Genomic DNA, 9751 nt, shown 5'->3' on the forward strand with positions numbered 1-9751 from the left:
ACCTGGCCGACCCCTACTGGACGCTGCACGCCGCCGCCGGTATCGGTGACGACGAGTGCGACTGGCCGGCGCCCTACCGTGCCGGTCGCGACCAGCTGCAGCGCCTGGCCGAACGCGGCGAGGGCTGGACATGAGCAACAACATGAACCATGACAAATGCACAAACTTCACTACGCAACGCAAAGTGCGATTCGAGCACTGCGACCCCGCGGGAATCGTCTTCTACCCTCGATACTTCGAGATGGTCAATTCTGTTGTCGAGGATTGGTTCAGTGACGTCCTGAGGTTCGGGTTTAATGATCTGGTGGAATCGAACAAAGGCGTTCCTACGGTCTCGCTAAAGACGCAGTTTCATGCACCGAGCCGGCTGGGAGAGATTCTTTCCTTCTGCTTGACTCCGCAAATCGCAGGCAGAACCAGCCTCAACCTCGACATCAACGCAACATGCAACGACCAGCGCCGCCTGACAGCCCAGGTAACGCTGGTTCACATCGACCTGATTAACGGCCGCCCCCTGCCATGGCCCGAAACCATGCGCCAGCACTTCTCGCTCAATGAAACCTGAAGAGAAACCGAATATGACCGCTCACAAACACCTCCACCCTGCCCACTGGAAACCGGCCGTGGGCTACGCCAACGGCTTGATGGCCTCGGGTCGCACCATCCATGTGGGCGGCCAGATCGGCTGGAACGGCGACCAAATATTCGAAAGCGACGACTTCGTCGATCAAGTTCATCAGGCGCTAGCAAACATCAAAGAGGTACTGCAGGAGGCCGGTGCTAGCCCTCAACACTTGGTTCGGCTGACCTGGTTCGTGGTCGACAAGCAAGAGTATTTAGCACGGCTAAAGGAGGTCGGCGCCGCCTACCGAGACGTGCTCGGCAAGCACTTCCCGGCCATGACAATGGTGCAGGTAGCTGACCTGATCGAAGACCGAGCCAAAGTAGAAATCGAAGCTACTGCCGTGGTCCCGAACGACTGTAGCTACCCAAAGCCGTGAAACTACGGAGGAGTTCGGCATCTGATACCATTAGGGGCCACCGCGACGAGCGAAGTTCAGTCACCCATCGAGTACGAAGGGCGTACACCCTGAACCTGACGGATGTCGAGAATACCGGGCCGGCACATCCGTTACGATTGATTGCCAGCGCATCAACGCCGCAGCAGAACTCCTTTTATCTCAAATGAAGCTGCATCCTAGAATAAACTTCTTCAGGAACCATCGGGATATGTCAGGTTGGTTTCCCAGCTCTCGCTACTGATCTCGATAGCGTTATTCACCCCTTCTTGACCGCCTGCCTGGAAGGCGGCATAGATCGCTCTATGATCCTTCAGAGCGGCCTCTGGCTGCGTCTGCATGGAAAGTTTCTAGCGCTGCTGAGTTCGTGGCATCGGCATTAAAAACAAAGCTCTCTACGTAACGAATTCGAGACGCATTGCATCTCGAATTCGAATAAGGGTCGTTTTTTTACGCATGCTGGCCGCTCCTCCAGGAGGCTCAGCAGGGGCGGTTTCGTGTAAAAAATGTCGTAAATTTTATAAAGTTAGAAAAGGGGCGTTTTCCTGATGTTTTGATAGCCTCTGGCCGGGGCGACTAAACCGAGGTGATGCTTGGGCACTATGTATGGGTTCACGCCTCTTCCCACTGCACACGGTTGCGCCCTGCCTCCTTGGCAGCGTAGAGGCCAGAATCGGCACGCTTGATCGCTGGCTTCAGCGTCGCCTCCCCCGCGCAGACCAGCGTCGCGCCAAACGAGGCGGTGTAGGCCAGCGTGCCTTCTTCCGTGGCATCCCTGCCGACCTTGGCGGGGGTGGTGGCAATCGCCTCACGCAGCCTCTCGGCCACCTGCAGAGCCTGTTCCCGGTTCGTGTCGGGCAGCAGCACGGCGAATTCCTCGCCACCCATGCGACACAGCACATCGCCATCACGCAGCACCTGACGGGCGAGTTTGGCGAAAGCCTGGAGCACGAGATCTCCCACATCGTGGCCGTAGGTGTCGTTAATACATTTGAAATGATCGAGGTCGATGGCGATCAGGGACAGCGGTGCCCTGCTGCGCTCGGAGCGAGCGATTTCTATGGCAGCCTGATCCTTCAGGGCGCGGCGGTTGCCCAGCCCAGTGAGCGGGTCGGTTAGTGCCTGTTTTTCCAGGCGTGCCTCCAGCGCCTTGCGCTCGCTGAGATCGAACACTGTCGCCCGGGAATATTGAAAGCCGTCCTCGGTGACATGCGCCTTGCCTTGGATGGCCACCGGCAGTCGGGTGCCATCGCGACACAGCAGTTCGCACTCGGCGCTGCCTTCCTGCCCCTCGCCCAGTACCTTCTGGAAAGCGGCGTCGAAGGCGGCGCGGGTCTCCGGGGTAACGAAGTCACGGTAGTGACGCTTTTCGATCACTTCGTCGGCACGATAGCCCAGCCAGTCGAGTTCGGTGCGGTTGATCTTGATAACCCGACCGTCGCTGTCGAGGGAGTGATAGCCGCAGGGGGCGTAATGGTAGAGGTCTTGCACCTCCCCAGCGTACTGGCGGGCCTCTCGAGAGAAGGTCAGTGCGCGTTGCCGTAGCTCGCGCAGACGATGGTTGCTGAGCACCCAGTACACACCGAAGGCCACCGACAGTAAGTAGACCAGGGCGATGGCCAGCAGCTGCACCGGGTTTTCCATCAGCAGCCTCCAGAGGCTAGGCCTCGTCATCAGGATGCCGAGGTGCCAAGGCTGGGTGTCCGGGTCGCTGAGGATCATCCCGGCCTGGCTGCGGTAGTGTTGAGTACGCAGATCGTGGCTGCGGTAGGCAAGCAGGTGATCGTCCAGTGTGGCGATTCCCTGATTGCGGATGGACATGGCCGCCCAGGCGGCGGGCCAACGCTCCGTAAGCGAATGACCGAAGCGTTCACGTGAGCCATCACTGCTGGGCAGCAGCCACTGGCCCCGGGCATCCACCAGCAGGGCCTCGCCCGGGCTATCCTCCCGTGCATGGGGCAGTGTTGCGGTGAGTCGTGACCAGTCGAGGGTGAACAACAATACGCCTAGACGCTCACCCTGGTCATCGACGATCGGCGTGGCGATGTCGATAGCGGTAGCCACCGGCGACTCCTCCTCGCCGGAAACGCACAGGTGCGGCGGGGAGACATAGAGGTCCCGCGGCTGCAGACTCATGGCCCCCTGAAAGGCGGGGCTTGTCCAGTGGTCGGTTACTGGTGGCCGTGTCAGCAGGGGCGCCGTTGAGGTGGAGACCCATTCACGTCCTAGAGTATCGATTACCGCCAGGCGGGTGTAGCGACCGAAGTGAGTCAGCAGGGTATCGAATAACGCCTCCAACTGCTCCCAGTCGCTTTGTGCCGCGAGGCCCCACGTCGGCGTCTGGGCCGAAGCTTGCCGGGGCAGGATGCGCCTCAGCAACGGGTTCTCCGCGGTGGCCAGCACTTGGTTGAAGCTCTCGTTCATGCTCCGCAGGAGCAGCTGGTACTCGGATGCGAGCAGCGACTCGGCGGACTGGCGTGAACTGTCGACTCGCTCTTTAACGTGCGAGGTGAAGATGGGCGTCAGTGTCAGGGTGACCAGCGCCACGGGGAGCAGTATGGCTGCCGTTAGACGAGCCCAGAGGGGTTTGATGACCAGGGGGCAAAACCTCAAAAGCAGGTCAGCCGCAATCCGTGCAGGCGAGTGGTTCTATAGGTCTGGAGCGGGACGGAAGGGCCATCTCGCTGACCGCGCGTAGTATCCAGCAAAAGTCGCGCCTCGTCATCAAGGCATTTGGCCCGCGTGGCGTTTGTGTCTCGCCCGCCAGGACACGCTCGGCCACATTTTCCCAAAAAGGGCTTTTGAAACGTGTGCCAGGCGAAATCGATCGGTACGAGGGAAGACGAGAGATGCTTGTGTAACCGCGTGACGAGACGACTCGGCGAATCAGCTCTCAATCCACTCTAGGTAATGCTTTCGATCATCCGGTACACTTCATCCGCTGCGGTGGGATGCGAGATCACATAGCCTTGCGCGGTATCGCAACCCAACTCGGCCAATGCCTCCAGAGTGGCTTGATCCTCGATGCCTTCTGCGGTCACCTTGAGACCTAAGGTGTGAGCTAGTTCGATCGTGGAAGCGACGATGGCATAGTCACGCCGGTTTTCGCGCATCTTACGAATAAAACTGCGGTCCAGCTTGACCTCTTCGATGGCGAATCGGCTCAGGTAGGAAAGCGAAGCATAGCCAGTACCGAAATCATCGACAGCACAGTCGATACCGATTTCTCTCAACGCGGCAATGACCCTCTGGGTGTGATCATGGTCCTGGATGACCCCGGTCTCGGTAATCTCCAACCGTAGGCCCTGTAGACTGCTGGCCGGCCTTTTGTCGCGGAGGAACTCCACCAGACCGGCTCCATCGGCTAGATCCTGGGCGGCTATATTGACGCTGATGCCGAAGTCGGGGTCCCGTGTGCGATAGCGAGCCAGCTCCTCGATGGCTTCGTCGATAACCCAGCGGGTGAGACGGGTGATCATGCCGGCTTTTTCCAGGAGAGGGATAAAGTGAACTGGCGATATGAAACCCAGCCGCGGGTGTTCCCATCGGATCAGCGCCTCGGCCTCGCGAATGCGGCCACTGGCCAGATCTAGCTTGGGTTGATAAACCAAGCGCATGTCACGGGTGCCATGCTGACGAAAATCGTGAAGCAGGATCAGATCTCGAGGGTCAGGCTGTAATTGAGGGGTATAAACACACCAAGCGTTGCCCTTGGCGTGTGCCGAGGCATAGGCCGTGACAGCGCGGCGTAACAGCTCTTCGGCGTGAGTGGGGGCGGAGTCCTTGCCTGTGTCGTCGGCACGTCCGATGCTGATGCCCATGACTACTCCCGGATCGACATAGAGTCCCTCGATGTAGAAGGAGGTAGTCAATCGAGCCATTATGTCTTCCGGGGTTAGCCCCTGCGGAGTGATGAGAGCAAAGGTGCCTGTGCCGAGATGAGATACCAGAGGGAAGCCCAAGTGCTCCAGATGGAGACCAAAGTCCTTGATTAGTTCCTCGTGACCGGTGCGCCCGAAGGTGCTCGTGACCGAATCCAGGCTAAGCAAACGAAGAAAGACTAGGGTGGGCGACCAGTCGGGCGCTTCACTTAGCCTGCGCTCAAGGTCGCCGATAAAGGCCGGCCGGTTGGGCAGGCCAGTCGCTGCATCATACTCCGCTTGGTCACGCAGCTGTTTCTCCAGGCGGCGACGGGACCGCAACTCCGTGGTTAGCTGACTAGTTCTCCGGGCAACCTGACGCTTCAACACCCAGGCGCCGATCAGTCCGAGCAGGGCCAACAGCAGTATCGGCGCGATGATCCAGGCCAAGGTAGTCAGATGATCGGCTATGGTCGGTTTGCGCCACTCCAGCTCGGGGAGCCACTTCTGATAAATGGCGAAGTAGGTACCGTCGGACTGCATGGCCGCGAGTTGAAAGTTTAGCCATTCCAGCAGATCGCTATTGCCCTTGCGTACGGCGAAAACGTAGGCCCGCGGCCAGAAAGGTGAACTGGTTCTACGTACATCGAAATCGGCGGCATGGCGTGTGGCACTAAGCGTAGCTTCTAAACAGGCGTCGGCTTCCCTGGTATGTACCGCCAGAATGCAGGCCCGCTCGCTTTCCACGGGAAGCAGGCGGACATCGGGATGCTCTTCTTCCAGTTTCTCCTGCGCATAGGCAGCCGCCGTGACAGCGACAGTCTGCCCACTCAGGGCGACCAGACTGCTAAAGCGCTCCCCATCGGTATGGGAAAATATGCTGTGGAACTGGTAATAAAACGGGTTTGTAAAATCATATTGCTGGCTTCGGCGCTCCGAAGCGAAGAGAGCAACCGCATCGGCTTCCCCACTCTCGACAGCGCTCAAGGCCGACTCCCACGCCGTAAGCCGATGCTCTGCTTTTACCCCGCCCAACTGCGCCATGCTGTCTTGCAGGTCAATGACAAACCCCCGGGCTTGTCCCTGGGCATCGAGCCATTGGAAGGGCGCATAGGTGGAAGAGCCCGCGAAGACGAGATCGGCGCTCCGGTCAGGGTGCAAGTTACCCAGCGAGCTCTTAGGGAGGAGCCCAGCAAGGAACAGGCCGGCCGCTAGCATCAAGAGATAAACTGGGCCGCCACGGCTGGAAAGCATCAGCGTACCTTACCGTTAGATTATTAGATTGCTAAGCACACTGTAACCAGCACGGTACGGTCTGCAAGTGCTTTGGTTAACCTTCACCCTAGTTTAGGCCCGCTGCCATGTGAGAAGAGGCAGCGCTGGTCGGCGCAATCGGGTGGGAGATGAAAGCGGCATTACTCGTGACGGGTTCCTGAGTTACCTAACGGTCGGGGACGCCAGAATGGCGTCCCCGAACCAAGGTATTGATAGGCTTAGAAGGTCTCCCACTCCTTAACCTGGTGTTGAGATCTTCCGTCCTTGTGCGGCGGTGCATTAAGAAGCGTATGCCCATCCCCAGCAGGGCTTTCTTTCACATTGCCTGAGGGAAGGCGACGCATCGGTGAGACGACATCCTCACGGAGCTGGAAGGTGGCCACTAGCTCTGCCAGACGGGAAGACTCATCTTGCAGTGAGGCCGCAGCCGTACTGGTCTGCTCCACCAGAGAGACATTCTGCTGGGTCGCGCTGTCCATCTGGTTGACGGCCGTCGCCACCTGGCTGATACCGCTTTCCTGCTCCTGCACAGCGTTCAGGATCTCCTGCATCATTGCCGAGACTTGTTGGATTGCCTTCATGGTGGCTTCCATTTCATCCCGTGTCTGGCCAGACTGCTCGACGCCAGCGGCAACGTTCTTGGTGATTTCCTCGATGATGGTGCGTATCTCTTTGGAGGACTCGGCAGAATTGGCTGCTAGCTTGCGTACTTCGCCCGCCACAACCGCGAAGCCACGGCCATGCTCGCCGGCTCGGGCTGCTTCAACAGACGCATTTAGAGCCAGGATGTTTGTCTGGAAGGCAATATCCTCAATGGCACCGATGATGTCTTGCACACGACGTGAGCTAGCTTCCATGGTTTCCATCAGCTGCGAGGTTCGGATGACGGCTTCACGGGATTCCTTCGCCTTATCGACCGTCTCATCGCTGAGCTGATTGGCCGAAGTAGCGGATTCACTGGTCTGGCGCACCGTGGAGGTCATCTCCTCCATGCTGGTGGCTGTTTCTTGCAAAGCTGATGCTTGTTCTTCGGTACGGCTTGCCAGGTCTTCACTACCAGCTGCTATTTCACGAGAACTGAGCGCTACCTGGTCGCCGCTTTGGCGCAGCATGCCTATGATATCGATGAGGCGAACTTGCATTTCCTGAAGCGCCTGGTTCAGAGTGCTGATCTCGTTTCGGCCACTCACCTCGATTTGGTTGGTGAGATCCCCTTTGGCGATCTGGGCGCAGATTTTACCAGCGAGCCGGAGTGGCGCCACTAGCAGTTTTTGAATGCCGACATAAGCGCCGAAGGTCAGCAGAGCCGCTATCAGCAAGATCACTGCAGTGAGGATGATGGTTTGCTGTACGCTGCGATTGGCATCTGTCCGCATTTCGCCGGCACGCTCCTGGGCAAAACCTGCGAACGCACGTACGCTGTCCGAGAACTCCGGGCCGAGAGTGTTGAGTCGTTGCCTCTCTTGTCGCATTGCTGCGACATCACCGGCTTCGATGGCCTCGATTAGTTCTGGAGTGATCAGCTCTTCGAAGCCGTCAATCACGGCCTCAAAGTAGGGAAAGCGACGTTGAGAAGCGTGAACGTTAATTTCCCGGAACTCTTCATACCTGGCCCGGCTACGCTCCAGACTCTCTTGGGCCTGATTGAGTGCGGTGGCGGCCATCTCATTATCGCCGCGCCGAGAAAAATCCTCATACCGCGCCATGCGCAACCGCATCTCCAGGAGATTTGACTCTATGCGGTTTGCTGTGTTGGCTTGATCAACACTTATCTCGGTTAAGTCATTGATATTTCTTTCAGATTTTAGCTCGCCAAGAATAGAAATAGCGCCGATGATAGCTATCATGCTGGCCATGGCCAACACAAGAGTAGTCAGGAGGGCTTTTAATGTAATGTTTCTCATGTGCTGCCTATTTGTATACAGTGGATGTAGGCAAGACCTCCTCGCATGAAACCGGGCTGCCTTGAATGCTGGCTATCGGCTGCTGCTCCCAACTCTTTAGTCTCAAGGTTTGTCCCCATGCCGAAGGGACTAGCCCTGACAGCCAAATGGAGCGCTTGAAGGGCTCGGTGCGTGAGTACTGCGCGCCGCTTGAGCCAGCGGGTCTCGAGGACTGGGAAGCATCAGAGCTTCTGGACGATACGGGCACGCCGAGAGTTAGCGCCTGATCATCGGCAGCGCCCGCGGCAGCACCCAGAGCCAGCTCGTTGCAGCGGGACGCGCTGCAGGAAGCCAGCCCCGAGGAGGTCTTCGAGGATCTGTCCAAAAGCCGTATTCAATTGCCACTCTTCCGAGCTATTCCAAAATGACGCGTTCGGCCTAATAGCTTGGTGTAGGCAGGGCATTTTACAGATACGCCCCGGCTGCTCCTGCTCAGATTGCGCCAGCACCTTTAGTTCCTGTGCGGTCCAGTTAGAGGGGGTATCGTTTCAGCTCCGGCTGATATCCACACGCCCTTCATCGTCGATGTCGCGCCTCTCCTGCCCGGCTATTTGCATTGTCCGAAACAGTAACGCTCCCCATCGGCTCCAGGGGTTGCTCGATGGTCATGGATGCTGGCCCCCTCTCCTCATTGCCTAGGCGCAGTCCATCACGTCGCCAGCCAGGAACAGCATGCTGCGCTGGTTCACCCCCGCACGCAGAATAGGCTGCGGTGGCATCACGCCTCGCAGAGGCTCACCCGTGTTAAAAAATCTTCGCCCAGATTGGGCTCGAAGGGGCGCAGCGTCAGCGAGTCCCCACCAAAGGCCCTGGCGCTGATAGGATCGAGAATGGCGAGACCTCCTCCCCTGGCAACCAGGCGCGCGGCTTGAAGCGCCAGTGAGACTTCTATTCTCCGGCACGGCTGTATACCTTTTTCTTCCAGCAACCCATCGAGCGCCCGACGCAGCGGATCTTGGGGCTCGAAGCAGATCAACGTCTGATCTTGCAGATCCTCTGCATAAATTCTCTTGCACGCGGTGAGCGGGTGCTTGTTTGGTAGTACGCACAAGCTATCGAGGCGAAAATGTTCGCTGTTAACGCGGTCGTCGTTGTCTGCCACGATGGCAAAGCCAAGATCGCTTCGCTGGGTGATGACATCCTCTACGACCTGTTCGGAGCGAAAGGTGGCCAGTTCGATTCGGGTATCTGGGTGGTCAGGGGAAAACTCGGCCAGGACATCGGGTAAAAAGGTCATCCCAAGGAGAGGCATGGCGCTGATTCTTAGCCCCCCTATTTCTCGCTCTCGTATCCGTCGTGCTGTATCGCGCAGATGATCGATGCCAGTCCATACGCGGAGTACTTCGCGATGGAAGAGGCGCGCTTCAGGAGTGGGTATCAAGCGGCCGCGCACCCGCTCAAATAGATGAAAACCCAAATCATGCTCGAGCTGCTTGAGCAGGCGGGTGACTCCTGGCTGGGCGATGAGCATACGCCTTGCCGCACCGGAAACCGTGCCGCATTCCATGACCAACTTGAAAGCAAGCACCTGCTTATCGCGAAGATGGGGAAGCTTCATAATATTTGTGTATCGTCATGACAATTATTGGTATTGGAGCGTATACCGTTCGCCTCGCTATCGTCGATGGCATTCCACTTACAAGAAACGGACGGC

The 9751-nt window shown here is 58.1% G+C and carries 7 protein-coding genes; 2 read left to right on the forward strand and 5 right to left on the reverse strand.

What is annotated here, in order from left to right; all coding sequences use genetic code 11:
* The first annotated feature begins 142 nt into the window (after positions 1-142).
* Both QPM17_RS22820 and QPM17_RS22825 read left to right on the forward strand, forming a co-directional pair.
* Complete coding sequence (locus tag QPM17_RS22820) at positions 143-565, forward strand: acyl-CoA thioesterase (RefSeq protein WP_285394050.1); 423 nt, start codon at positions 143-145, stop codon at positions 563-565.
* Positions 555-1001 (forward strand): RidA family protein, encoded by a 447-nt coding sequence (locus QPM17_RS22825; protein ID WP_285394051.1) that lies wholly within the window; start codon positions 555-557, stop codon positions 999-1001. The genes QPM17_RS22820 and QPM17_RS22825 overlap by 11 nt, the downstream gene beginning before the upstream one ends.
* A 212-nt stretch (positions 1002-1213) precedes the next feature.
* Here the strand turns inward: QPM17_RS22825 and QPM17_RS22830 are convergent, their stop codons facing one another.
* The 5 genes from QPM17_RS22830 to QPM17_RS22850 form a co-directional block, all read right to left on the reverse strand.
* Positions 1214-1360 (reverse strand): hypothetical protein, encoded by a 147-nt coding sequence (locus QPM17_RS22830; protein ID WP_285394052.1) that lies wholly within the window; start codon positions 1358-1360, stop codon positions 1214-1216.
* A gap of 271 nt (positions 1361-1631) precedes the next feature.
* Entirely contained in the window at positions 1632-3632 is a 2001-nt protein-coding gene (locus QPM17_RS22835) for a sensor domain-containing diguanylate cyclase (protein WP_285394053.1), read from the reverse strand.
* A gap of 290 nt (positions 3633-3922) precedes the next feature.
* Positions 3923-6133, reverse strand: coding sequence for a putative bifunctional diguanylate cyclase/phosphodiesterase (locus QPM17_RS22840; RefSeq protein ID WP_340367496.1), 2211 nt, complete (start codon positions 6131-6133; stop codon positions 3923-3925).
* 239 nt (positions 6134-6372) lie between these two features.
* Positions 6373-8058 carry a methyl-accepting chemotaxis protein gene (locus QPM17_RS22845; protein WP_285394054.1) on the reverse strand — a complete coding sequence of 562 codons (1686 nt, stop codon included), beginning with the start codon at positions 8056-8058 and terminating at the stop codon, positions 6373-6375.
* 757 nt (positions 8059-8815) lie between these two features.
* On the reverse strand, positions 8816-9655 hold the full coding sequence (locus tag QPM17_RS22850; protein ID WP_285394055.1) for a LysR substrate-binding domain-containing protein: 840 nt from the start codon (positions 9653-9655) through the stop codon (positions 8816-8818).
* Positions 9656-9751 lie beyond the last annotated feature (96 nt).

The sequence above is a fragment of the Marinobacter azerbaijanicus genome (assembly GCF_030250645.1).
In the GTDB taxonomy this organism is placed as follows: domain Bacteria; phylum Pseudomonadota; class Gammaproteobacteria; order Pseudomonadales; family Oleiphilaceae; genus Marinobacter; species Marinobacter azerbaijanicus.

What these genes read in the sequence shown, in the direction of transcription:
- QPM17_RS22850 (WP_285394055.1), bottom strand. Translation starts at nt 9,655, where the DNA reads ATGAAGCTTCCCCATCTTCGCGATAAGCAGGTGCTTGCTTTCAAGTTG.
- QPM17_RS22840 (WP_340367496.1), bottom strand. Translation starts at nt 6,133, where the DNA reads ATGCTTTCCAGCCGTGGCGGCCCAGTTTATCTCTTGATGCTAGCGGCC.
- QPM17_RS22820 (WP_285394050.1), top strand. Translation starts at nt 143, where the DNA reads ATGAACCATGACAAATGCACAAACTTCACTACGCAACGCAAAGTGCGA.
- QPM17_RS22825 (WP_285394051.1), top strand. Translation starts at nt 555, where the DNA reads ATGAAACCTGAAGAGAAACCGAATATGACCGCTCACAAACACCTCCAC.
- QPM17_RS22830 (WP_285394052.1), bottom strand. Translation starts at nt 1,360, where the DNA reads ATGCAGACGCAGCCAGAGGCCGCTCTGAAGGATCATAGAGCGATCTAT.
- QPM17_RS22845 (WP_285394054.1), bottom strand. Translation starts at nt 8,058, where the DNA reads ATGAGAAACATTACATTAAAAGCCCTCCTGACTACTCTTGTGTTGGCC.